Below are 22,069 nucleotides of genomic sequence, written 5' to 3' on the forward strand. Positions count from 1 at the left end.
TCAGCGGCCTGGGAGCGCACCGCTCTAGGCTGAACCCCATGGACTTCACCTTCCTCGTCGTCGTCGCGGTGGTCACCATCGTCGGCGTGGCCCGCTTCGCCAGCAAGTTGCGGGTCGCCGCACCGCTGATCCTGGTGCTCGTCGGGCTCGCGCTCAGCTATCTGCCGTTCGTGCCCGACTTCGAGGTGCAACCGGAGTGGATCCTCGCCGGTGTCCTGCCGCCGCTGCTGTACTCGGCGGCGGTCAACGTCCCGCTCGTCGACTTCCGTCGGAACCTCAAGGCCATCTCGGGGCTGTCCGTGGTCCTCGTCGTGGTCTCGTCGGTCCTCATCGGCCTCATCCTGTCCACGATCCTCCCGGACCTGAGTCTCGCCGCCGGTATCGCTCTCGGCGCCGTCGTCAGCCCGACAGACGCTGTGGCCGCCACGTCGATCGGGAAGCGCCTGGGCATGCCGTCACGGCTCGTCAGCGTCCTCGAAGGCGAGAGCCTGGTGAACGACGCCTCGGCTCTCGTCCTGCTGCGCTCCGCGATCGCGGCGACAGCGGGTTCGGTGTCCCTCTGGGGCGTCCTCGGGGACTTCGCCTACGCGGTCACGCTCGCGATCGCGATCGGCATCGTCATCGGCTTCATCACCGTCCGGGTCCGTGCGCGGCTCGGCGACCCCGTGCTCACCACCGTCATCTCCTTCGCGGTGCCTTTCATCGCCTATCTGCCGGCCGAGCACTTCAACGCCTCCGGGGTGCTGTCGGTGGTCGTCGCCGGGCTCTACACCGGGCACCAGAGCGCGAAGTACTTCACTGCTCAAGACCGCATCTCGGAACGCATCAACTGGCGGACCGCGCAGTTCCTCCTGGAGAACGGCGTCTTCCTCCTCATGGGCCTGGAGCTCGAGGCGATCGTGTCGCAGGTGGGACAGGACGATCTCGGCATCTGGTCGTCAGTCGGGCTCGGCCTGTTGACGGCGGTGACGCTCATCGTCGTCCGGATCGTGTTCGTCGGCGTGCTCGTCTGGTCGCTCCGACGGGACGAGCGCGAGGCACTCTCGCACCGTCCGCAGCTCGACGAGTTCTCCGCGCGGCTCGAGGAGGGCGAGTTCGAGAGTCCGCGGTTCGCCCGACGCAAGGCGGCGGTGACGAAGTCCCTCGCCCGCCGCACCGCAGACCTCGACTTCCTGGAGCGCGAAGGACTCGGATGGCGAGGCGGATCGGTGCTGGCCTGGGCGGGGATGCGGGGCGTCGTCACGATCGCGGCCGCCCAGTCGTTGCCGTTGGACACGCCATACCGCGCGGAACTCGTCCTCATCGCCTTCACGGTCGCCATCGTCACCCTGCTCCTGCAGGGTGGCTCGCTCCCGCTCATCATCCGGCTTAGCCGGGTCGGCGGCACCGACGAGCAGGCTGCTCAGACGGAACTCGCCAATCTGCTCTCAGAGGTCTCGTCGACCGGTGTCGCCGCCCTCGACGACCCGGAGCTGCGCACCGAGGACGGCGAGCCGTTCGACGCTGCGGTGATCGACCGGGTGCGCGCAGGAAGTCTCATCCGCGCCGAGTCCGCTGCCGAGCGCACCGCCGCAGGCGTCGGCCCGCACGAGCAGTACCGCCAACTCCGCCGACGTGTCCTCGACGCGGAGCGGGACGCCCTGCTGGACGCGCGAGCAGCCGGAAGCTACTCGTCAGAGGCCCTCGCCAAGGCGCAGCGCATGCTCGATCTCGAGGAGTCCCGCCTCGACAACGCCGCGTGATTCCGGGCGTCAGCCGTGCCTGCGGCTCAGGCGGTCTCGTGCGATGCCTGCGTCGCACGCAGCGACGCCAGGACCTGGTTCCTGAGGTCTTCCGGTGCCGTCTCCTTGCACGCGCGCTGCACGGCGTCCGTCAGCGTTCGTGAGACGAGCGCCTCGTTCTGGCAGTCCGGGCAGTTCGCGAGGTGCTCGCGGATGTCGGCGGCCTCGGTCTTGCAGACCTCGTGTCGCAGGTATTCCTCGAGGTCCTTCTTGGCTTTCTCGCAGCCGCAGTCACTCATTTCTTGCTCCCCTGCTTCGTCACGTTGAACCCACGTGACTCCGCGTAGTCGGCCAGCAGGTCGCGCAGGAGTCGTCTGCCGCGATGCAGACGGCTCATCACGGTCCCGATGGGGGTTTTCATGATGTCGGCGATCTCCTGGTAGGCGAAGCCCTCCACGTCGGCGAGGTAGACCGCCAGGCGGAAATCCTCCGGGATGGCCTGCAGTGCGTTCTTCACGTCACTGTCCGGCAGGTGGTCGATCGCTTCGGCTTCGGCGGACCGGCTCGAGGTGGCACTGATCGACTCAGCACCGCCCAGCTGCCAGTCCTCGAGGTCGTCGATGGTGCCCTGGTACGGCTCGCGCTGCTTCTTCCGATACGTGTTGATGTACGTGTTCGTGAGGATGCGGTAGAGCCATGCCTTGAGGTTGGTGCCCTGTTCGAACTGCCCGAACGCCGCGAACGCCTTGACGAAGGTCTCCTGGACGAGGTCCTGAGCGTCTGAGGGGTTCTTGGTCATGCGCATGGCAGCGCCGTACAACTGGTCGATGAACGGCAGTGCCTGTGCTTCGAACAGTGATCGGGGGTCCGGCTCGGCCGGAAGGGCTTCTGGGTCGACGGAGGTCATCACCGGCCAGTCTACGGCCAGCGCCCGTCGGCCGTGATCGGCCTCCGTCACCGGTCGTTCCAGTACCGCTGTGGACATCCGTTCCTCCTTCTGCGCTCGACCCCGACTACTGTTGGAACCAATGTTGACCAATCCGTATTCCGCACCAGATTTCGACGTGTACGGCGATGCCGAACCCGAGCACGGCGATGCCGCGTGGCCGGCGCCCACAGCGACCGGCCCGATCGATGCCACCGTCTCGCTCCCGGGCTCGAAGTCGCTGACGAACCGCGAGCTGATCCTCGCCGCTCTGGCCGACGGCCCATCGCTCCTGCGCGCCCCGCTCCACTCGATGGACAGCGGCAACATGGTCGAGGCACTCCGCGCCCTCGGGACGACGGTCGAGGAGCGTCCGGGGACGGGCGCGTTCGGCAAGGACTGGTTGGTCACCCCGGCCGAAGAGCTCCTCGGCAGCACGACCGTCGAGTGCGGGCTCGCGGGCACCGTCATGCGGTTCATGCCGCCGGTCGCCGCACTGGCACTCGGCCCGACGGTGTTCGACGCCGACCCCTCGGCGCGCAACCGCCCCATGTCCACGATGATCGCCTCGCTCGAGGCTCTCGGGGTCGACATCAGCGACGATGGACGCAAGGCCCTGCCGTTCACGGTGCACGGCACCGGGCGGGTGGTCGGCGGCAAGCTCACGATCGACGCCTCCTCGTCGAGCCAGTTCGTCTCAGGACTCCTCCTCGCCGCGGCACGCTTCGAGGAAGGTCTCCACCTCGTCCACGAGGGAGAGCGCCTCCCGAGCCTGCCGCACATCGAGATGACGATCGCCGCCTTGGCGGAGCGCGGGGTCACCGTGGAGCAGCCCGCGGTCGGCGAGTGGCTCGTCGCCCCCGGCACCATCGGCGCGCGCGACGTCGACCTCGAACCGGACCTCTCGAACGCAGCCCCCTTCCTCGCAGCGGCCCTCGTCACCGGTGGCTCGGTCACGCTCCGCGGCTGGCCGTCGTCGACCACGCAGGTCGGCGCCGACCTCGCCGAACTGTTGCCGCGTTTCGGTGCGACGGTGACGCTCGACGGCGACCGCCTCACCGTCACCGGTGGCGACCGTATCACCGCGGTCGACCTCGACCTCACCACGGGTGGCGAACTCGCCCCGGCACTGACCGCACTCGCCGCCCTCGCCGACGGACCGTCGACGATCACCGGGATCGGACACATCCGGCACCACGAGACCGACAGACTGGCGGCGCTCGCGACGGAGATCAACAAGCTCGGCGGTGCTGTCACGGAGCTCCCGGACGGCCTGCGCATCGAACCCCGTCCACTGCACGGCGGCGAGTGGCTCAGCTATCACGACCATCGCATGGCGACGACGGGGGCGATCCTCGGACTGGTGGTCCCCGGCATCGCCATCGAGAACGTCGCGACGACCGCGAAGACGCTGCCGCAGTTCACCGAGCTGTGGCACGCGATGCTCGGGGCCTGACGCGATGAGCTGGTGGACCGACGGCGACGACGATGACGACGACCTGGAGATCGACGAGTCGAGCATCCGCGTGCGTCCGAACCCGAAGGCGAACCGTCCGCGGACGAAGACGCGACCGGAGCACCTCGACGCGTTGACCGCCCGCGTCCTCGCCGTCGACCGCGGGCGCTACACCGTGCTCCTCGACGAGGGCACGCCGGAGGAACGCGCACTGACCGCCACGCGGGCACGCGAACTGCGGAAGCAGCCGATCGTGACGGGAGACCGCGTGGACGTCGTCGGCGACACGACGGGCGCCGAGGGCACGCTGTCGCGCATCGTGCGGATCGTGCCGCGCACGACCCTGCTGCGGCGCAGCGGTGACGACACCGACGCGATGGAGCGCGTGGTCGTCGCGAACGCCGACCAGATGCTCATCGTGGTGGCTGCGGCGAACCCCGAACCGCGGGCCAGGCTCGTCGACCGATACCTCGTCGCGGCGTACGACGCCGGAATCACGCCGATCCTCTGCATCACGAAGACCGACCTCCAGGACCCGGACGAGTTCCTCGCGAACTTCGCCGGGCTCGGATTGCGCGTGTTCCGCAGCCGGCAGGACGACGTCCCCCTCGCCGAGATCACCGAGGCCCTCGTCGATCACGACACCGTCTTCGTCGGGCACTCCGGTGTCGGCAAGTCGACCCTCGTGAACGCCCTCGTCCCCACGGCGGAGCGGGCGACCGGCCATGTGAACGTCGTCACCGGGCGCGGACGCCACACCTCGTCGTCCACGGTGTCGCTGCGGATCGAGTCACCGACGGGCACCGGCTGGGTCATCGACACGCCCGGCGTCCGGTCCTTCGGCCTCGGCCACGTCGACACCGCGAACATCCTGAAGTCCTTCACCGATCTCGCGGAGATCGCGCTCGAATGCCCTCGGGGCTGCACCCACCTGCCCGACGCGCCCGACTGCGCCATCATCGAGGCGGTCGCGGAGGGACGACTCGGCGAGAACGGCGCAGCCCGCCTGGACTCCCTGCAGAGGCTCCTGTCCACCTTCGCGACCATCAAGGCGGACCAGTACTCCTGAGCCGCCCACGAGCCGCCTGGGGGCGCCTGCGGTGCCGCGCTCGCTAGGGTGGAGGGATGACCGAAGACATCCGCCTCTCCCCCGGCGACGCAGCACCGACGTTCACCCTCCCCGACCAGGACGGGGCGCCGGTCTCGCTCGGCGACTACGCCGGTGAGCGCGTGGTCCTGTACTTCTACCCGGCCGCGATGACCCCAGGGTGCACGACCGAGGCCTGCGACTTCCGCGACAACCTCGGCTCGCTCGCCTCCGCCGGCTATCGGGTGCTCGGCATCTCGAAGGACGAGCCCGCGAAGCTCGCACAGTTCGCCGAGCAGGAGGGTCTGAACTTCCCCCTCCTGAGCGACACCGACCTCGCCGTCCACCGCGCGTACGGCGCTTACGGCGAGAAGAACAGCTACGGACGCATCGTGACGGGTGTCCTGCGATCCACGTTCGCGGTCGACGAGCAGGGCACGCTGACCCTCGCCCGCTACAACGTCAAGGCCACCGGGCACGTGAAGATGCTCCGCAAGGCGCTCGGTATCGACGCCTGACGACCCAGCTGCGGGGTCACACCTCGCGTCGGGTGACGGCGGCGACCGCCGGCGTGAAGAGGAGGCCGAGCACCGCGATCGACGGGATCAGCAGACACCAGCCGATCGCGGGCTGCGCGAACACACCCTGGAAGGCGCCCACGGCCACGGCGATCTGGACGAGCTGCCAGGTGACGGCGCCCCCGCGGATCCAGGTCCGTCCGCGGACGGCGCCGATCGCGAGCGCCGTGACGAAGGCGGTCGCGATGAGCAGGATCACGAAGATCGCCAGGGCGCTCGTGAACGAGGTCGGCGTCGCCGAGACGAGCTCGAAGAGGAACCAGGCCGAGAGCCCGATCATGAAGACCGCTTCAGCCACCAGCAGCACGACGAACGCCCGCACGGCGGGGTGACGGCGCTCCTGCGGGTTCGGAGCGGCAGGCGGAAGACGATCGGTACTCACAGGGTTCACCCAAACTTGACTATTGATTTGCTCTTACCGATATGAAACCATGTTTGAGGCCGACATGAGGTCCACGAGGGTGTGGGCAGATCCCGACTCCCGGACGATCATCCCCCTCGCATTTCGGCTTTCGCTTCCCGAACCCCCTCACTCGGTTGAAGAAATCTCACCCTGCAATAAAAGGAGCTCCCCTATGGATTGGCGCGACAAAGCTGCCTGCCTGACCGTCGACCCGGAACTGTTCTTCCCGGTCGGGAACACCGGTCCCGCAGTCGACCAGATCGACAAGGCGAAGGCTGTGTGCGCCACCTGCAGCGTCACCGAGCTCTGCCTCCAGTACGCCCTCGAGACCGGTCAGGACTCGGGCGTCTGGGGCGGCCTCAGCGAGGACGAGCGCCGCGCTCTGAAGCGCCGCGCAGCCCGCGCCCGCCGCGCTTCCTAACGCTCGACGAACTCCGCAGAACCCCGGGCGCCCGACGGCCCCGGGGTTCTCGCATTCCCGCCGCTCTCGACCGCAGGCACCGCGTCAGGAGCGGCTCAGCTCTTCGCGACCCAGCGCATCGGAATCGCGATGGTCACCTCGGTGCCACTGCCCATGAGCGTGTGCCAGTCGATCGTGCCGCCGAGCTCGCCCTGGATCAGCGTCCGGACGATCTGCGTGCCGAGCCCGGAGCCGACCTTGCCCTCCGGCAGGCCCACCCCGTTGTCGCGTACCTGCACACTCAGCAGTTCATCGTTCCGCTCCGCAGTGATCTCCACGTCGCCGTCCCGACCGTCCAAGCCGTGCTCGACGGCGTTCGTGACGAGTTCCGTGAGCGCGAGCGCGAGCGGTGTCGCGTATTCACTCGGGAGCACGCCGAACGACCCCGAGGACTTCGGCCGCACCGTCGTGTTGTGCGACGACGCCACCTCGGCCACGAGGAGCAGTACTCGCTCGAACACCTCGTCGAAGTCGACGTTCTGGTTGAGTCCCTCGGAGAGCGTGTCGTGGACCACCGCGATCGCCGCGACGCGGCGCATCGCCTGCGTCAACGCGTCGTGCGCCTCTTCCGACCGCGTCCGCCTGGCCTGGATACGGAGGAGCGACGCGACGGTCTGGAGGTTGTTCTTCACCCGGTGATGGATCTCACGGATCGTCGCGTCCTTGGTGATGAGTTCCTGCTCCTGGTGCCGCAGCTCGCTGACATCGCGGCAGAGGACGATGGCACCGACCCGCTCACCGCGACTCCGCAGCGGGATCGCCCGCAGCGACACGGTGACGCCCTTGTCCTCGATGTCGGTGCGCCACGGGGCGCGGCCGGTGACGACGAGCGGCAACGATTCGTCGACCGTGACGGTGCCGGTGCCCGAGAGCAGGTGCGTCGTCACGTCGGCGAGCGACTCACCCTCGAGTTCCTCGGCGAAGCCGATTCGGTTGAACGCGGAGAGCGCGTTGGGGCTCGCGAAGGTCACCGTGCCGTCGACGTCGAGGCGGATGAGTCCGTCGCTCGCGCGTGGAGCACCACGGCGCGGTCCGGTGGGAGCTCCGAGGTCGGGGAAGTCGCCGACGGCGATCATCTCGAACAGGTCGCTCGCACAGTCGTTGAAGGTGAGTTCCTGACGGCTCGGCGTCCGCGCCTCACCGAGGTTCGTATGCCTCGTGATGACCGCGATCGGACCCTCCGCATTCACCTTCTCCGTCGGGGAGATCCGACGTGCGACGGGGACGGCACGGACCCGGGTGGGCGTCTCCTCGTACCAATCCGGCGCGGAGGATTCGATGATCCGCCCGCTCTCGAAGCAGTCGGTGACCTGCTTGCGCCATTCCTGCTTGATGGATTGTCCGACGAAGTCGCGATAGAAGAGTGTTGCCGCGCTCGACGGGCGCGAGTGCGCGACCGCGATGAAACTCCCGGAATCGGTCGGGACCCAGATGACGATATCCGCGAACGCGAGGTCCGCGAGGAGCTGGCTGTCAGCGAGCAGCATGTGCAGCCACTCGACGTCTGCCGCACTGGAGCGGCCCTGGGCGAGAACGAGATCACTGAGCGTCGACACGAGTCCCAGTCTAGGGTCGCGGTCGCGCAGCCGGGCACCGCGCGTCCGGCTCTTGAGACGCCGCAGGCGGCGTCCAGCGGGCCGTGGAGACTCGCCGAACGCCGCCTGGCGCGGGCTTTGGATCAGTTGGCGGCGCGGTACGCGTCCTGGACCGCCTGCGGAATGCGGCCGCGTGAGGACACGGCGTGGCCGTTCTTCGCCGCCCACTCGCGAATGGCCGCGAGGTTCTCGGCACTGTTCCGTGTGCCGGCACTCGACGTACGACGACCGCGCTTGATCGGACGCCCGGCACCGATGTACGGCTTCAGCGACTCACGCAACGTCGCCGCGTTCTCCTGCCCGAGGTCGATCTCGTACTCGGTGCCGTCGATCGCGAAGCGGACCGTCTCGCCGGCACCCGAGGCGAGTTCTGTGCCATCGAGGTCATCGATGTACGTGGTGGTGACTTTCTGAGCCATTGCGTTCCTCCTGGGCGAATTCTGTCGCATATCCGACGACTCCACCGATGATATCCATATCCAATGGAATTGTTGGGATATCGCATCGATCCACAACCTATCCAGCACTGGATGGATAAGCCGGGAAAGGCGACTGGATGCGGATGCATAAAACCATTCGCGCGCAAATTGGCTATTCGCCCAAATTAGTGCATGACTCATTTCATTGCATCTCTCCGGCCAAGCGCGGAGAAGCCCCCGAGCCGCTTCCGGCGCTGCACACCGCGCGCTCCACGCCGGGTCTGCAGCGACGGAGCCGTCGATTCGGAGAGGAACGTGACCGACACGAATCGTCGGACGGCGACGGCGAGCGCACCGCGCGGCGCGTGGTCGCGGAGACAGCTCCCCGCGATCACAGCTGCGTCGACAGCACGTTGGTCCTCGGGGAGCAACGCAGCGGGGTCGATCCCTCCGAACCTGGAGAGCGTCGAGGCGAGCTGCGCGGACGGGACCGTTCCGACAGCCACCGACCGGAGACGGTTCACGATCACGGAGATCCGCTCCGGGTCGACCAGCTCGACGAGGTCGGCATGTCCCCGCAACAGGCGAGTGATCCCCACCGGGTCGGCTGACCCGACCTCGACGATGTGCTCGGCGGCAGCCAGCACGGCGAAGGTCGCTCCGTTGCGCCGGGGTGCGAACAGGTCGCTCGAGATCTCTTCGTCGGCCTCGATGCAGAACCCCGTGTCGACGACCACGTCGTCCGCCCACTGCCGGCAGCGCTCGAGCGTCGCGGTGACCCGTTCGGTGGAGAGCTCCGGCCAACGCGCCGAGCGGGAGATGCCGGTCAGGATCCGGAACGATCCAGAAGGAGACGGGTGCACGATCGAGATGCGTTCGAGCTGCTCATCGTCGAGCGCACCACTCCCGGCGAGCCTGCAGGCGGCTGCGAAGCCGGGCGCCTCGTCGAGTAGGCCGAGCATCGGCGCGATCGACGAACCATAGGTGTCCGCGTCCACGAGCAGCACCCGTCGTCCGACGGCTGCGAGTTCACTCGCGATCGCCGTCGCGATGGTCGTGGCCCCCGGCGCCCCGGCAGCACCCCAGACGGCGATGACCCGACCGTCGGGCGGTGGCCGCCTACCATCGGCTGTTCCCTGGACGACGAGCGGTGCGACGACGCGCTCGAGGTCCTCCGGAGTGGCCGGCAGGACCACGACGTCGAGCAGCCCGAGTGCGACCGCACGCCGGCGGTCGCCCTCCCCGTTCGCGACGGCGACGACACGGGTCCCTGCGACATCCGCCGCATCGATGAGTCGAGCGGACAGCCCCTGGGCGCCCGCCGAGACGAGCAGGACGTCGACCGGCGTACCGGCCGAGACGCGCTCATCCAGCTCGGCGTCGTCGTGACATCGCCAAGCGACCCGATGGCCGAGCTCGAGCATCGTGGCGAGCACCTCGCCCTCGGTCCTGGGGTCGAGGGCGAGCCCGACACGCAGCATCACCGCGCGCCCGGCTCGGTGGGCACGACGGAGAGCAGGTGCCCGGCGGCTTGTGCCGCGAGCACCGTCGCGACCGCCGACCGGGGGACAGCCAGCTCCAGGGCCGCCGATCCACCGCCCGAGAGGAAGCCTTCCTCTTCGCTGCTCCGCACGATCGTGGCTGCAGGCACGATCACCTCCGGCGAACCGTACCCCTCGTCGACGGGCGCCGCCGCCCACAGGTCGACCAGCGTCCCGGGCACCACATCGGTCGCGGGCCGCCTCCCGGGCTCGACCACGAGCGTCGTGATCCCGAGCTCGGCAGCGTCGCCGAGGGCGGAGAGTGGCACCAGCTCGCCGGAGCCGACGGTGCGTGTGACGACCTGATCTCCGAACGACGGCTTCGCAGCGCTCAAGTAGGCGGCGTCCGAGCCACCCAGCCGGATGTCGACCACGCGGAGCATCGACGGCTCGAGCGTCGCACCCGGGGTCAGCGTCCGGGTGGCCGCGTACACGGGAACGGTTCTGCTGGATGCCGTGACCAGCCACCACACACCGACGATCGACGCGACCACGAGCGCCAATCCGACGACGAAGCGCGGGTCGACCCAGAATCGCGAGCCGGCGGAGGTCCAACCCCGTTGACGCCCGCGCATCGCCAGGCGGTCGCCACCCTCGGTGTCGCTCCGCCCGTCGGCACCACCTGCCCGACCGCGGACGGCCCCGCCGGGCCCGGCACTCCGTTCGATTCCCCGCACTGCATCCTCCTCCTCGGGCGACCCACATGTCCCCTCGCCCCAATGGTGCCCGCAGCACGTGCAGGACCGTCGGAGTTATCCACAGGCCCGGACCTGTGGGGCTTGCGAGAGGATAATCGAGGAATGGAACTGCAGCGCGATCAGACCTCACTCGGCCGCTTCCTCACCGTTGCGGACACGGCCGACGTCCTGAACGTGTCGGCGCACGCGGTCGCCGCCCTCATCGCGAGCGGCGAGCTCCCGGCCATCAGGGTCGGACGCAGCGGTCCCTGGCGGATCGAGTTCCCGGTGCTCGAGGCGTTCATCGCGGGCCGATACGAGGAGGCCCGACGCGAGGGGCTCTGGGCGCAGGCGGAACTCACCGAGCTGAGCGAGTTCTCGGGAGCACCGCTGCTGCGCCCCGTGGCGCCTCTCGATTGAGTGGACGCACGAGGCATGCCCGTGGAAGTCGTCAGGGCGCCCGCTCGACCATCACGATCTGACTGAAGACGATGATCCTGATCTGCTCGACCGCGGTCGCCCGTCGAGCAGATCCAGGCTCGTGCACGGCGAGGTCGAGGTGGTCCCGACCGACCCGGTCGATCGTGCCCGCCCAGCGCTCGGTCAGCGTGTGCACGACGACGGACGAACGCCGTCGACACAGGTCACGGAGCACGAACGAGATCGTGAGTCGATCGAGCAGCCGGTCCTCAGACGCCCCCAACTCGTCGAGACTCCAATCCGCCTGCGCCGGAGACAGCGCAAGCGCGGCGACAGCGGACAGCGGCACGATGAGTTCGCGACCGGCGAGGCCGGACGAGGCCTGGAGCCAGTCCTTCCCGAGGCGGTGGAGCCGGAGGCGCCACGTCGTGCCGTCGACCAACTGCACGGTGATCACCGCGGCGGCGGACGACTCGCCCGCGCGCGGCACCGTCTGCAGTGCCTGGAGTCGGTCGCGGACGGTCAGCCGACCACGGCGGAGTCGCTCGGCCTCGACCCGGACGCCGGCATCGTCCGCGTCGAGCTCGTGGTCGAGCTGCCCCGCGAGATCGTCGAACAGACTGTCCCAGCGCATACGCCGACGCTAGTGCGGCTGCGGCCTGGGCGTCGGAAGTTCTCCACAGGTCGCGTTCCGACTGGACAGAAGGCATTCCACATGATTGATTTAACATTCCGCACCTGGTCGACCGACTGATGGTCGCGCCGTTCAACTCCTCGGAGGCCCCATGAGCACTGTCGCCCACCACGAACCTGGCCGATCAGCCGCGGAGAGCGCGGGATCCCCTCAGCTGAGCGCCGTGGCGCCGCTTCCCGTCCGCCGGACACGCGAGCCCCGAGCGATCATCCGGCCAGGGAGCGACGAGTTCTTCGCCCACCAGCCCGTCGGCCGTGCTGAGCTGCCGGATCCTCGGCCCCTGCTCGAAAACCTCACGAGGAGTGTCATCGAGGTCATCGCCGGCGCACGTGATCTGGCGCAGCTGGCTCGATGGATCACGGCGGACGTCCACACGGTGCTGCTCAAACGGGTCATCCTCGCCGAGCGCGCCAGACGGGTCCGTGGCGTGACCGGCACCGTCCCGGTCATCACGATCGGCACGATCACCGTGTCTGAGCCACGCGACGGAGCGGTGGAGGCCGTGGTGATGGTGCACGGACGCGCCAGATCCCGCGCCGTGGCGATCAGACTCGAAGGCCTCGACGGTCGCTGGCGCGCCACCTCCGTCAGCGTCCTGTGACACGTCCCTGCGGCCAGCCCGACACGCGCTGAGCACGACGAAGCCCGCCTGCCCGGCATTCATCCGAGCAGGCGGGCTTCGTCAGGGGTGGGCTACTTCTTCTTGCCCTGCTTGCGGCGGTCCGAACGGTTGCTCGGAGCGGCCTCAGCCGCATCCTCCGACTTCTGTCCGAACGCGCCACGTGCGGCGGGAGCCACGGGAGCTGCTTCAGCGCCAGGCCGGGAGGCCTGCTGCAGACGCTGAGCACGCTCCGTGGCGGCCTTCTCGATCTGTCCACGCTGGTTCCGGACCTCGACGCCACCCTGTTCACTCGGAGCCGAGTAGCTGAGCTTCTCGTTGTCCGGCGTCTCCTGGGTGAGCCCCTTGGCAGTGATCGCCGGTGCCTCAGCACCTGCAGCGACCTCGCCGTTCACCTCGACCTCGAGGTTGAACAGGAAGCCGACGCTCTCCTCGCGAATCTGGCCCATCATCTGCTGGAACATCGCGTACCCCTCGCGCTGGTACTCGACCAGCGGGTCACGCTGAGCCATGGCACGCAGACCGATGCCGTCCTTCAGGTAGTCCATCTCGTAGAGGTGGTCGCGCCAGCGACGATCGATCACCTGGAGCACCACGCGACGCTCGAGCTCACGCATTGCCGCCTCACCGAGCGACTCCTCGCGGTTGCTGTAGGCGAGCTTGGCGTCGGACAGGATCTCACGACGCATGAACTCGCGGTTGATGCGTCCCTTCGCCCCGGCCTCCTGCACGACCTCGTCGATCGTGAGACCGACGGGGTAGAGCGTCTTCAGCTCGGCCCAGAGCGCGTCGAAGTCCCAGTCGTCTCCGTTGCCCTCGCCGGTGTGCTCGTCGAGCACGTCGTCGACGACACTCTCGAGGAACTGCTGCGCGCGATCGTGGAGGTCGTCGCCCTCGAGGATGTGCCGTCGGTCGGAGTAGATGGCCTCGCGCTGGCGGTTCAGGACGTCGTCGTACTTGAGGACGTTCTTACGGATCTCGGCGTTGCGCGCCTCGACCTGCGACTGCGCGCTGCGGATGGCGCGGCTGACGATCTTGGATTCGATCGCGAGGTCGTCCGGGACGTTCTGCCGACCCATGAGACTCTCGGCCGCACCGGCGTTGAACAACCGCATGAGATCGTCCGTGAGCGACAGGTAGAAACGGCTCTCGCCCGGGTCTCCCTGACGACCGGAACGACCACGCAGCTGGTTGTCGATGCGTCGCGACTCGTGGCGTTCGGTACCGAGCACGTAGAGACCGCCGGCCTCGATGACCTTGTCGGCTTCGACCTTCACGCTGGCCTTGACCGCCGTGAAGACCTCGTCCCACGCGGCCTCGTACTCATCAGGCGTCTCGACCGGGCTCAGGCCCTTCGCGTTCATCTCGGCGACGGCGAGGAACTCGGCATTGCCGCCGAGCATGATGTCGGTACCACGACCGGCCATGTTCGTCGCGACGGTCACGGAGCCGAGGCGTCCGGCCTGCGCGATGATCGCGGCCTCACGAGCGTGGTTCTTCGCGTTGAGGACCTCGTGCTTCACGCCCTTCTTGGCGAGCAGACGCGACAGGTACTCGCTCTTCTCGACGCTCGTCGTTCCGACGAGGACGGGCTGGCCCTCCTCGTGGCGGACCACGATGTCCTCGACGACCTGGGCGAACTTCGCCTCCTCGTTCTTGTAGACGAGATCGGACTGGTCGATGCGCTGCATCGGCCGGTTGGTCGGGATGGGGACGACGCCGAGCTTGTAGGTCGACATGAACTCGGCCGCCTCGGTCTCCGCCGTACCCGTCATCCCGGAGAGCTTCTCGTACAGACGGAAGTAGTTCTGCAGTGTGACCGTCGCGAGCGTCTGGTTCTCGGCCTGGACGGCGACGCCCTCCTTGGCTTCGATGGCCTGGTGGATGCCCTCGTTGTACCGACGCCCGACGAGGATTCGGCCGGTGTGCTCGTCGACGATGAGCACCTCGCCGTTCATGACGACGTAGTCCTTGTCCTTCTTGAACAGCGCGCTCGCCTTGATGGCGTTGTTGAGGAAGGAGATGAGCGGAGTGTTGGCCGACTCGTAGAGGTTGTCGATGCCGAGGTAGTCCTCGACCTTCTCGATACCGGGCTCCAGCACGCCGACGGTGCGCTTCTTCTCGTCGACCTCGTAGTCCTCACCTGCCTCGAGTCGGACGGCGAGTCGGGCGAACTCCTGGAACCAGCGGTTCGCCTCGCCGGAGGCCTTGCCCGAGATGATGAGCGGCGTGCGAGCCTCGTCGATGAGGATCGAGTCGACCTCGTCGACCACGGCGAAGAAGTGACCGCGCTGGACCATGTCCTTGGCCTGCCAGGCCATGTTGTCGCGCAGGTAGTCGAAACCGAACTGGTTGTTCGTGCCGTAGGTGATGTCGGCCGCGTACTGCTCCCGACGCTGCTCGGGGGTCTGGCCCTCGACGATGACACCGGTGGTCATCCCGAGCGCGCGGAACACGCGGCCCATGATCTCGGACTGGTACGACGCGAGGTAGTCGTTGACCGTCACGACGTGGACGCCCTTGCCGGCGATCGCGTTGAGGTAGGCGGGGAGGGTCGCCACGAGGGTCTTGCCCTCACCGGTCTTCATCTCGGCGATGTTGCCGAGGTGGAGCGCCGCGCCACCCATGATCTGGACGTCGAAGTGGCGCATCCCGACCGTGCGACGCGCGGCTTCGCGAACTGCCGCGAAGGCCTCTGGCAGGAGGTCGTCGAGGCTTTCGCCACCCTCGTACCGCTCACGCAGTTCGACGGTCTCGTTCTTCAGCTCCTCGTCGCTCAGCTCGGTGAAGTCGTCCTCGAGGGCGTTGACCGCCTTCGTGTAGCTCTGCAGCTTCCGGAGGATGCGTCCTTCGCCGACGCGGAGGATCTTCTCAAGTGGTGAGGCCACGGATTGCTCTCCATTACGTGTTCCTGATCTCCCTCCCGGTCGACTGACCAGAACGGACGGGACGCACCGGAAACGGGGCAGTCCTCCCCTCATGTTAGTGGGGAGCGGCCCGAGTGAACCCTGTGTATCCGTGGCGCAACAGATGTCGCCGGAGCGCCGTCGCCGGCCGCCGGGGTGGCGTGGTTAGGCTGGTCGACAGTACGGAGGAGGCATTTCAGGGAGGTTCGATGTCGGTCAAGCACGGTCTCCTTGCGATCCTCGCTGCCGGCGACGACTACGGGTACCGGCTCCGCGGCGAATACGACCGTCGCACCGGGCAGGCCGGCGCGCTCAACGTGGGGCAGGCGTACGCGACGCTCGACCGCCTGGAGCGGGACGAACTCGTCGAGCGGGGGGCCGTCGACGACCAGGGCCATGTCTTCTACCGCATCACCGACGCCGGACAGGCTGTCCTGGACGGCTGGTGGGCGACCCCCGTGACGACGGGCGCCAGTCGCGACGAACTGCCGGGAAAGGTCTCGCTGGCCGCGTCTCTGGCGGATGTCGACACGCTCGGGGTGATCGCCGTGCAGCGCGCGTGGACGCTCGACGCGCTGCGGCAGCTCGACGCCGAGCTCGCCGCGCTGGCGCCGACACCGCAGGGGGACGTCGCGTGGATCGGTCTGCAGGCCAGGCGAACCCGGAGCATCGCGGAGCTGGAGTGGTTGGACACCACCGCCGCACGACTGGCGGTCCGCGACCCGGCGTTCCCGGCCGGAACGGACATGCCACGACGCGGCCGCCCGGCGAACCGGACGACCGCGTCGGCGACTGCTCCTGGAGCCTAGCTTTCGGCGTCCAGGCTGATGACCCCGTAGTCCCAGCCCTTGCGCCGGTACACGACGCTGGCGCGCTCGGAGGCGGAATCGATGAACAGGAAGAAGTCGTGCCCGACGAGTTCCATGCGGTCGACTGCGTCCTCGAGGCTCATCCACTCCGCCGGGAACTCCTTCGTGCGGATGACGACGGGCGTGTACACCTCGGGCTCGTCGGCCTCGTGGGTGAGCGTCGCGACGCTGCCCGTGGCCACCTGTTCGAGGAGCTCCGGGGCGGCCGGGGTGATGTCGACGCCGCTGAACCCCGCGCTGCTCGCCGCGTGGAGCGACGTACGATGCTTGCCCCGATGGACCTTCTTCCGATCCTTCGAACGTCGGATCCGTTCGAGCAGTCGCGCGATCGCCAGATCGAAGGCGACGTACTTGTCGGAGCCGGTGGACTCCGCTCTCACGAGTGGACCGGGGCCCACGAGGGTGAGTTCCACCCGGTCCTCACCCTTCCGCCCGTTGGCGTCGTGATGGCGGGACACCTTGATGTCGAGCGACTGCGCCTGCTCGACGAGGTGGGAGACCTTCTCCGCCTTCTCGGTCGCGTACTCGCGGAACCGATCGGTGATGCCGAGTCCAAGTCCGACGATGTTGATATCCACGTTCGACCTCCTCATCCGGCTGACCACCCGGTCCCGGGCGGTCCTTTCACGCCGTGTCCTGCCACCGTAGTGCCCGAGCCTGCAGATGTCATCAGAAGAGTTCCAGAACTGTTCACCGAGCCTGTCCTGCCGCGTCTGGCACCGTCATGGCATGACTCGGGCGAGCGCGACGACACCGAGGACGGCGCCCCCGGCAGCGCGGATCGCGCGGACGGACTCCCCCGCGGTCGCGCCGGTCGTCACGACGTCCTCGACGAGCAGGAACCGGCGTCCGTCGAGTGGGCGTGGTGCTCGGAGGGCACCGGCGAGGTTGGCGAACCGTTGTGCCCGACCGAAGTCTCGCTGGTCGGACGGCTCGCGACTCCAGCGGAGCGGACGAACCGGGCGCTGTCCGAGCCGTCGCACGAGCCGCTCGACCGGGTGGAACCCCCTCGTCCGCGCAGCCCGGCGGCTCGCCGGCACCGTCGCGATCTCGGGAGCGCGGCCCGCAGTGCACACGATCGCCTCGCGCAGCGCGACGTCGAGCGCCGGCTCGAGCACCGCGGCGAGCGGGCCCAGCAGTCCAACGCGTGCGTCCTCCTTGCAGGCGAGCAACACGGCCCCGAGGAGCGCGTCGTACGGCCGCGCCGCGGTCCCGGGAGTGCCGTCCGCGAGCGACCAGCGCACGAGCGCGCGAGCCGTGTCACCGTCCCGTCTCGCGAGACGGTCGAGGCACTCGGCGCAGAGCTCCCGGCTGGGCGCTCCGCAACCCGCGCAGGACACCGGGACGACCAGTGCCCAGGCGTCTCGGATGGTCTCGGTCAGGTGGTTCGCGGACGGTGGCGTGCTGTCACGATGCGTCATCGGTCCATGGTCGCCTGGAGTGTCCCTCGATCGCGCGCCTCAGCGAGGAAGGCGACGGTCCTCGAGCCTGCGTCCGCTGTGGAGGAGGGTCAGTCGGGAGAGCCGAGCTGGGTCGCGATGAACGTGACGCGCTCGCCCGCCTCCTGCCAGCTCGCGCCGCGCGGGAGGAAGAGCCGCCCGTCCGTCGTCAACGCTCGGAGCTGCGTCAGCCCGTTCCCGCCGACGAGGTTGACGACGTCCGCCAACGGCGTCACCGGCGCCGATCGCCCGCCGATCTGCTGACTCACGATCATCGCCTGCGCACCGTCGTCCAGCAGCACGCCGACCGTGATGTCGTCGACCCAGGTGACGGTGACCGCCGAGGACTGCATGACGCGCAGTTCGACCGGGTCGCCGAGCTGGAGAGGCGCATTGCGGTCGCCGCGGATGATCGCAGCCGCGACCAGCCTCGACTGTGCACCGTCCTGCAGCAGCGCGACGAGCCGCGTGCCCTCACGCGACACCTGGAGGGCGCTGATCGTCGCCGCTCCGGTCCAACTCGTGGAGACCTGGACCGTCGCTCCTGCCGCGTCGTGTGCGAGCACCGCCGTCGGCGCCGATGCGGGCACCGTCCAGGTGAAGCCGTACGGGTCCATGGTCGGTGGCAGCAGGCCCGGTCGCGTGTCGACGACACGTGAATCACCGTCCGACTGGATGACGCTGACGCCGGCTGCGGACCGGATCGCGACCTGGCTGTGGTCGGCGGCCAGCACCGCGGCATCGGCGCCGGCGGCGACGACCGCGACCGAGATCCCCGGAACCGCCTCGATCTCGTCGCCGGAGGCGAAGCCGAACTCATCTCCTCGTTGGATGAGCGCACGTGAGTCCACCCGCGGTGCAGCGATCGTCAGGGCTGCGACCGGCTGCGTCGAGTTCCCCACGACCGTGATCGCGACGTTCGACACCGCCGCGACACCGCTCACGCTCCCCGACAGCTGGACGAGGCTGCTCGTCAGCTGCAGTTGCATCCGCTGGAGTGTCACCGCGTCCGCCTGCAGGGCTGGTTTCGTGAGGTCGACCCTCGCCGTGCCGGATTCCACTGGTACGGCGTCGCTCGTCAGAGCCGTGCCCTCGGGGAACGCCGTGGCCACAGCACCCTTCAACCATTCGGCCGGGCCGTCGAGCAGGGCACCGACGATCCTCGTGGCCGTCGACGCCCGCGACGGGAACCACCGCTGATCGGGCACGAGCCTGCTGTAGCTCGGATCGAAGAAGCTCAGTGAGTAGGCCGCGAAGACGTCGGAGAACGTCGACGCCTCGAGCACGATCCCGGGCGGTGCCTCCGCGATCCTCCACTCTCCGCGAACCTGCTCGAACGTGTACGTCCAGCTGAGCGGCGAGGAGTTCGCCGTTTCACGGTACTCGCCGCGTTCGTCGACCGCGGCCACGGGACTGACCGTCAGTTGCACGCTCTCCCCCACTGCGGCGAAGGACCGTCCACCCTGGTCGATCGTCACGCCGGCATCGGGATCCCACTGGGCACGGTCATCGGGTGCCAGGAACTCGCGGGCGATCTCGTAGTTGTTCTGCGGGCTCGCCGCAGCGTCGATGAAGCCACGGAGGATCTGCTCCTGGGTCGCACCCTCGGCGGGGCCAGGGGCGATGAAGTTCACGTCGACGTCGCCGTCGCCGCCCTCGACCGTCCCGCCGTCCTGGACGGTGCCGCTGCGCGGGATCCCGACACAGGCGCTCAGCACGACGACGAGCAACACCGGGAGCACGGCGCCGACCACCCGTCGGAATGAGCCGTGCCGCGTCCGGCGCGATCCGCTCCGCTCAGCCACGATCGTCCTCCTGTCGGTCGTCCGCCGACGACCCGGTCTGGTGGGTGGGGACCGTCGGCAGCGAGCGGGTCTGCGGCACCGTCAGCTCATCGACGATCGACTCGATCGCGTCGTCCGGCGGGAGGCTGATGGGCGATCGGACGATCGTCCCTCCCGGCTCGCGCGGGATCGTGAGACGGAAGGACGAGCCACCGGACGGCTCCGACCACACCTCGAGCCAGCCGTCGTGCAGGACCGCGTCCTCGAGGGAGATCGCGAGTCCGAGCCCCGTGCCGCCGATGGTGCGCTTCCGGGAGGGGTCTGCGCGCCAGAAGCGATCGAAGACGCGCTCCGTGGCGGCAGGTGTCATGCCCAGGCCGTAGTCGCGAACTGCGATGGCGACGGAGGACTCGTTGCTGTCCACGGAGACGACGATCGGTTTGCCCTCGCCATGCTCGATGGCGTTTCCGATGAGGTTCCGCACGATGCGGCGGATCCGACGCGGGTCCATCGCAACCGCGGAGTATCCGCCGGGGGCGACGATGCGCAGGTCGGAACCGGTCGGTTCGGCAAGCGGGCGAAGCTCCTCGACGACCTCTTCCGCGAGCCGGACGAGGCTCGTCGGTTCGAGGTCGAGCTCGATGCTCCCGGCGTCGTAGCGACTGATCTCGAGGAGGTCGGCCAACAGGATCTCGAACCGTCCGACCTGATCGTGCAGCAGCTCGGCGGTCCGTTCCGTCGCAGGCGGGAAGGTGTCCCGCTGGTCGTAGAGCACGTCGCCGGCGAGACGGATCGTCGTCAGCGGGGTGCGGAGTTCGTGCGACACGTCGGAGACGAACCGCTGCTGCACGAGCGACAGGTCTGCGAGCTCCTTGATCTGCTTCTGCATGCTCGCGGCCATGCCGTTGAACGAGCGCGCCAGGGTCGCGAGTTCGTCCTCGCCCTTCTCCGGCATCCGGACGTCGAGGTTGCCGTCGGCGATCCGCTGACTGGTCTCGGCCGCCGAGCGGATCGGTGTGGCGACGAATCGGACGACGAGCCAGGCGGCACCGCCGACCAGCAGCATCAGGCCGATGCCCGCGACGAACAGTGTGCGCTGCACGAATCCGAGCGTCTGTTCAGACTCACTCAGGTCGTAGCCGAGGTAGATCTCGTACGAGCCGGCGGTCGGCATCGAGACCTCCGAGCCGACGACGATGCCCGCGGTCGAAGCGCCTTCGCTGTCGAGCAGTGTGACCGACTGCCACTGGAGGGTGTCGGGGTTCGCCCGGACCGCAGCGTGGAGGTCGTCGGAGATGACCCCGTCGGCGAGACCCGGCGATTCGAAGCCCGGTGGGGTCACCTGGCTGAAGTCCTGTCCCGGTGCACGGTAGGCGGCGATGAGGTTGCTGCCCGACGTGGTCTGGAGGTCCGTCCGGACCGCGCCCATGAGCTGCTGCAACGCGACGCGCTCGCTGGCGTCGGAGGCGTCCAGGATGCTCTGCGCCGAGGAGAACGCCCGTCCGGATCCGGCGAGCGCTTGCTGCAGCCTGGATTGGAAGAGGTCGTTCCCGATGCTGAACGACAGGTACGCCCCGGTGATCAGGATGGCGAGGCCGGAGAGCCCGACGGTGATCGCGACGGTGCGGAACTGCAGCGAGCGTCGCCACTGCGAACGCACGTGGCCCGGCAGGCGACGCCACCGGCGCCAGTCGGCCGCCCAGCTGGCGAGTCGGGAGGCCATGGCCGGCTAGCCGGTGACGGCACCGGCGCGGTAGCCGACGCCTCGGACCGTCATGACGATCTTCGGGTTGTCCGGGTCCTCTTCGACCTTGGCCCGCAGACGCTGCACGTGTACGTTGACGAGCCGCGTGTCGGCCTTGTAGTGGTAGCCCCAGACCTGCTCGAGGAGCATCTCGCGCGTGAACACCTGCTGCGGCTTGCTCGCGAGTGCGAGCAGGAGGTCGAACTCGAGCGGCGTGAGTCCGATGACGGCGTCAGCCCGCCGGACCTCGTGGCCGGCGACGTCGACGGTGAGGTCGCCGATGCGCAGTGTCTCGCCGATGTCGGCGGCCGGAGCGCGCAGCCGGGTCCGGATGCGCGCGACGAGCTCCTTCGGGTTGAAGGGCTTCACCATGTAGTCGTCCGCGCCCGATTCCAGACCCTTCACGACGTCCGACGTGTCGGACTTCGCGGTGAGCATGATCACCGGGACACCGGACTCCTGACGGATCAGACGGCAGACTTCGATGCCGTCGATACCGGGCAGCATCAGATCGAGCAGGACGAGGTCGGGTTTGGCGTCGCGGAAGGCCTGGAGAGCACCGCCCCCGTCCGCGCAGAACGACGGTTCGAAGCCTTCGGTGCGCAGCACGATGCCGATCATCTCGGCGAGTGCGGTGTCGTCGTCGACGACGAGGATGCGTGCGTTCATAGCTCCGTCTCGGGTGTGACCGACCGGCGGCGCTGCCTGACCGGTGTCCATGCGTCTTGGCCT

General features: G+C 68.5%; 22 protein-coding genes. 8 read left to right on the top strand and 14 right to left on the bottom strand.

The window, feature by feature from the left end:
• Positions 1-38 precede the first annotated feature (38 nt).
• The gene (locus KXS11_RS14270; protein WP_437386269.1) at positions 39-1,742 is read left to right on the top strand and encodes a cation:proton antiporter; all 1,704 of its coding nucleotides are present in this window, start codon (positions 39-41) and stop codon (positions 1,740-1,742) included.
• Between the two features lie 26 nt (positions 1,743-1,768).
• Here the strand turns inward: KXS11_RS14270 and KXS11_RS14275 are convergent, their stop codons facing one another.
• Both KXS11_RS14275 and KXS11_RS14280 read right to left on the bottom strand, forming a co-directional pair.
• Positions 1,769-2,020: a zf-HC2 domain-containing protein gene (locus KXS11_RS14275; protein WP_437386270.1), complete on the bottom strand. Its 252-nt coding sequence runs from the start codon at positions 2,018-2,020 to the stop codon at positions 1,769-1,771.
• Positions 2,017-2,706, bottom strand: a complete 690-nt coding sequence (locus KXS11_RS14280) for a sigma-70 family RNA polymerase sigma factor (RefSeq protein WP_437386271.1) — start codon at positions 2,704-2,706, stop codon at positions 2,017-2,019. Before KXS11_RS14280 ends, KXS11_RS14275 begins: the two co-directional genes overlap by 4 nt.
• Positions 2,707-2,749: 43 nt before the next feature.
• Here KXS11_RS14280 and aroA point away from each other — a divergent pair, with 43 nt between their 5' ends.
• From aroA to bcp, 3 genes are read left to right on the top strand one after another with little or no spacing between them, the layout of a single operon-like run.
• Positions 2,750-4,102 (top strand): 3-phosphoshikimate 1-carboxyvinyltransferase, encoded by a 1,353-nt coding sequence (aroA, locus tag KXS11_RS14285; protein WP_437386272.1) that lies wholly within the window; start codon positions 2,750-2,752, stop codon positions 4,100-4,102.
• Between the two features lie 4 nt (positions 4,103-4,106).
• Positions 4,107-5,171 (top strand): ribosome small subunit-dependent GTPase A, encoded by a 1,065-nt coding sequence (rsgA, locus tag KXS11_RS14290; protein WP_437386273.1) that lies wholly within the window; start codon positions 4,107-4,109, stop codon positions 5,169-5,171.
• A gap of 56 nt (positions 5,172-5,227) precedes the next feature.
• A complete protein-coding gene (bcp, locus tag KXS11_RS14295) occupies positions 5,228-5,707 on the top strand; it encodes a thioredoxin-dependent thiol peroxidase (RefSeq protein ID WP_437386274.1) in 480 nt (159 codons plus the stop codon).
• A 16-nt stretch (positions 5,708-5,723) separates the two neighbouring features.
• Here bcp and KXS11_RS14300 read toward each other — a convergent pair whose 3' ends face one another.
• Positions 5,724-6,149: a hypothetical protein gene (locus tag KXS11_RS14300; protein ID WP_437386275.1), complete on the bottom strand. Its 426-nt coding sequence runs from the start codon at positions 6,147-6,149 to the stop codon at positions 5,724-5,726.
• 193 nt (positions 6,150-6,342) lie between these two features.
• On the opposite strand from KXS11_RS14300, the gene KXS11_RS14305 reads away from it, so the two are divergent.
• The gene (locus KXS11_RS14305) at positions 6,343-6,591 is read left to right on the top strand and encodes a WhiB family transcriptional regulator (RefSeq protein WP_056012627.1); all 249 of its coding nucleotides are present in this window, start codon (positions 6,343-6,345) and stop codon (positions 6,589-6,591) included.
• Between the two features lie 95 nt (positions 6,592-6,686).
• On the opposite strand, the gene KXS11_RS14310 is transcribed toward KXS11_RS14305, so the two are convergent.
• The 4 genes from KXS11_RS14310 to KXS11_RS14325 all read right to left on the bottom strand — a co-directional run bounded on the left by KXS11_RS14310 (position 6,687) and on the right by KXS11_RS14325 (position 10,862).
• Positions 6,687-8,186 (bottom strand): sensor histidine kinase, encoded by a 1,500-nt coding sequence (locus KXS11_RS14310; protein ID WP_437386276.1) that lies wholly within the window; start codon positions 8,184-8,186, stop codon positions 6,687-6,689.
• A gap of 122 nt (positions 8,187-8,308) precedes the next feature.
• Positions 8,309-8,644 carry a histone-like nucleoid-structuring protein Lsr2 gene (locus KXS11_RS14315; RefSeq protein WP_437386277.1) on the bottom strand — a complete coding sequence of 112 codons (336 nt, stop codon included), beginning with the start codon at positions 8,642-8,644 and terminating at the stop codon, positions 8,309-8,311.
• Positions 8,645-8,841: 197 nt separating this feature from the next.
• Complete coding sequence (locus KXS11_RS14320) at positions 8,842-10,125, bottom strand: AAA family ATPase (protein WP_437386512.1); 1,284 nt, start codon at positions 10,123-10,125, stop codon at positions 8,842-8,844.
• Positions 10,125-10,862: a hypothetical protein gene (locus KXS11_RS14325; protein ID WP_437386278.1), complete on the bottom strand. Its 738-nt coding sequence runs from the start codon at positions 10,860-10,862 to the stop codon at positions 10,125-10,127. The genes KXS11_RS14320 and KXS11_RS14325 overlap by 1 nt, the downstream gene beginning before the upstream one ends.
• A gap of 123 nt (positions 10,863-10,985) precedes the next feature.
• Here KXS11_RS14325 and KXS11_RS14330 point away from each other — a divergent pair, with 123 nt between their 5' ends.
• Positions 10,986-11,282 (top strand): helix-turn-helix domain-containing protein, encoded by a 297-nt coding sequence (locus tag KXS11_RS14330; RefSeq protein WP_437386279.1) that lies wholly within the window; start codon positions 10,986-10,988, stop codon positions 11,280-11,282.
• Positions 11,283-11,313: 31 nt separating this feature from the next.
• Here the strand turns inward: KXS11_RS14330 and KXS11_RS14335 are convergent, their stop codons facing one another.
• A complete protein-coding gene (locus tag KXS11_RS14335) occupies positions 11,314-11,916 on the bottom strand; it encodes a hypothetical protein (protein WP_437386280.1) in 603 nt (200 codons plus the stop codon).
• A 151-nt stretch (positions 11,917-12,067) separates the two neighbouring features.
• On the opposite strand from KXS11_RS14335, the gene KXS11_RS14340 reads away from it, so the two are divergent.
• Positions 12,068-12,577 (top strand): Rv3235 family protein, encoded by a 510-nt coding sequence (locus KXS11_RS14340; protein ID WP_437386281.1) that lies wholly within the window; start codon positions 12,068-12,070, stop codon positions 12,575-12,577.
• Between the two features lie 92 nt (positions 12,578-12,669).
• Here the strand turns inward: KXS11_RS14340 and secA are convergent, their stop codons facing one another.
• Positions 12,670-15,483, bottom strand: a complete 2,814-nt coding sequence (gene secA / locus KXS11_RS14345; protein ID WP_437386282.1) for a preprotein translocase subunit SecA — start codon at positions 15,481-15,483, stop codon at positions 12,670-12,672.
• 227 nt (positions 15,484-15,710) lie between these two features.
• Here secA and KXS11_RS14350 point away from each other — a divergent pair, with 227 nt between their 5' ends.
• Positions 15,711-16,310 carry a PadR family transcriptional regulator gene (locus KXS11_RS14350; protein ID WP_437386283.1) on the top strand — a complete coding sequence of 200 codons (600 nt, stop codon included), beginning with the start codon at positions 15,711-15,713 and terminating at the stop codon, positions 16,308-16,310.
• Here the strand turns inward: KXS11_RS14350 and hpf are convergent.
• From hpf to mtrA, 5 genes are all read right to left on the bottom strand, one after another.
• Positions 16,307-16,948 (bottom strand): ribosome hibernation-promoting factor, HPF/YfiA family, encoded by a 642-nt coding sequence (hpf, locus tag KXS11_RS14355; protein ID WP_437386284.1) that lies wholly within the window; start codon positions 16,946-16,948, stop codon positions 16,307-16,309. The genes KXS11_RS14350 and hpf overlap by 4 nt on opposite strands.
• A gap of 144 nt (positions 16,949-17,092) precedes the next feature.
• Positions 17,093-17,791 carry a ComF family protein gene (locus KXS11_RS14360; protein ID WP_437386285.1) on the bottom strand — a complete coding sequence of 233 codons (699 nt, stop codon included), beginning with the start codon at positions 17,789-17,791 and terminating at the stop codon, positions 17,093-17,095.
• Positions 17,792-17,880: 89 nt separating this feature from the next.
• Positions 17,881-19,614, bottom strand: coding sequence for an LpqB family beta-propeller domain-containing protein (locus KXS11_RS14365; protein ID WP_437386286.1), 1,734 nt, complete (start codon positions 19,612-19,614; stop codon positions 17,881-17,883).
• A complete protein-coding gene (gene mtrB / locus KXS11_RS14370) occupies positions 19,607-21,316 on the bottom strand; it encodes an MtrAB system histidine kinase MtrB (protein ID WP_437386287.1) in 1,710 nt (569 codons plus the stop codon). The genes KXS11_RS14365 and mtrB overlap by 8 nt, the downstream gene beginning before the upstream one ends.
• Before the next feature lie 6 nt (positions 21,317-21,322).
• Positions 21,323-22,006, bottom strand: coding sequence for an MtrAB system response regulator MtrA (gene mtrA, locus KXS11_RS14375; RefSeq protein WP_437386288.1), 684 nt, complete (start codon positions 22,004-22,006; stop codon positions 21,323-21,325).
• Positions 22,007-22,069: the final 63 nt, after the last annotated feature.

The organism is Plantibacter flavus, from assembly GCF_051487245.1.
GTDB lineage: Bacteria > Actinomycetota > Actinomycetes > Actinomycetales > Microbacteriaceae > Plantibacter > Plantibacter flavus_B.

Bases quoted from the DNA above. Each gene is read 5' to 3' on its own strand.
- bcp (WP_437386274.1), top strand. From the start codon at position 5,228: ATGACCGAAGACATCCGCCTCTCCCCCGGCGACGCAGCACCGACGTTC.
- KXS11_RS14270 (WP_437386269.1), top strand. From the start codon at position 39: ATGGACTTCACCTTCCTCGTCGTCGTCGCGGTGGTCACCATCGTCGGC.
- KXS11_RS14315 (WP_437386277.1), bottom strand. From the start codon at position 8,644: ATGGCTCAGAAAGTCACCACCACGTACATCGATGACCTCGATGGCACA.
- KXS11_RS14330 (WP_437386279.1), top strand. From the start codon at position 10,986: ATGGAACTGCAGCGCGATCAGACCTCACTCGGCCGCTTCCTCACCGTT.
- KXS11_RS14350 (WP_437386283.1), top strand. From the start codon at position 15,711: ATGTCGGTCAAGCACGGTCTCCTTGCGATCCTCGCTGCCGGCGACGAC.
- rsgA (WP_437386273.1), top strand. From the start codon at position 4,107: ATGAGCTGGTGGACCGACGGCGACGACGATGACGACGACCTGGAGATC.
- mtrB (WP_437386287.1), bottom strand. From the start codon at position 21,316: ATGGCCTCCCGACTCGCCAGCTGGGCGGCCGACTGGCGCCGGTGGCGT.
- mtrA (WP_437386288.1), bottom strand. From the start codon at position 22,006: ATGAACGCACGCATCCTCGTCGTCGACGACGACACCGCACTCGCCGAG.
- KXS11_RS14340 (WP_437386281.1), top strand. From the start codon at position 12,068: ATGAGCACTGTCGCCCACCACGAACCTGGCCGATCAGCCGCGGAGAGC.
- KXS11_RS14335 (WP_437386280.1), bottom strand. From the start codon at position 11,916: ATGCGCTGGGACAGTCTGTTCGACGATCTCGCGGGGCAGCTCGACCAC.
- aroA (WP_437386272.1), top strand. From the start codon at position 2,750: ATGTTGACCAATCCGTATTCCGCACCAGATTTCGACGTGTACGGCGAT.
- KXS11_RS14360 (WP_437386285.1), bottom strand. From the start codon at position 17,791: ATGACGCATCGTGACAGCACGCCACCGTCCGCGAACCACCTGACCGAG.
- KXS11_RS14280 (WP_437386271.1), bottom strand. From the start codon at position 2,706: ATGTCCACAGCGGTACTGGAACGACCGGTGACGGAGGCCGATCACGGC.
- KXS11_RS14275 (WP_437386270.1), bottom strand. From the start codon at position 2,020: ATGAGTGACTGCGGCTGCGAGAAAGCCAAGAAGGACCTCGAGGAATAC.
- KXS11_RS14320 (WP_437386512.1), bottom strand. From the start codon at position 10,125: ATGCTGCGTGTCGGGCTCGCCCTCGACCCCAGGACCGAGGGCGAGGTG.
- KXS11_RS14305 (WP_056012627.1), top strand. From the start codon at position 6,343: ATGGATTGGCGCGACAAAGCTGCCTGCCTGACCGTCGACCCGGAACTG.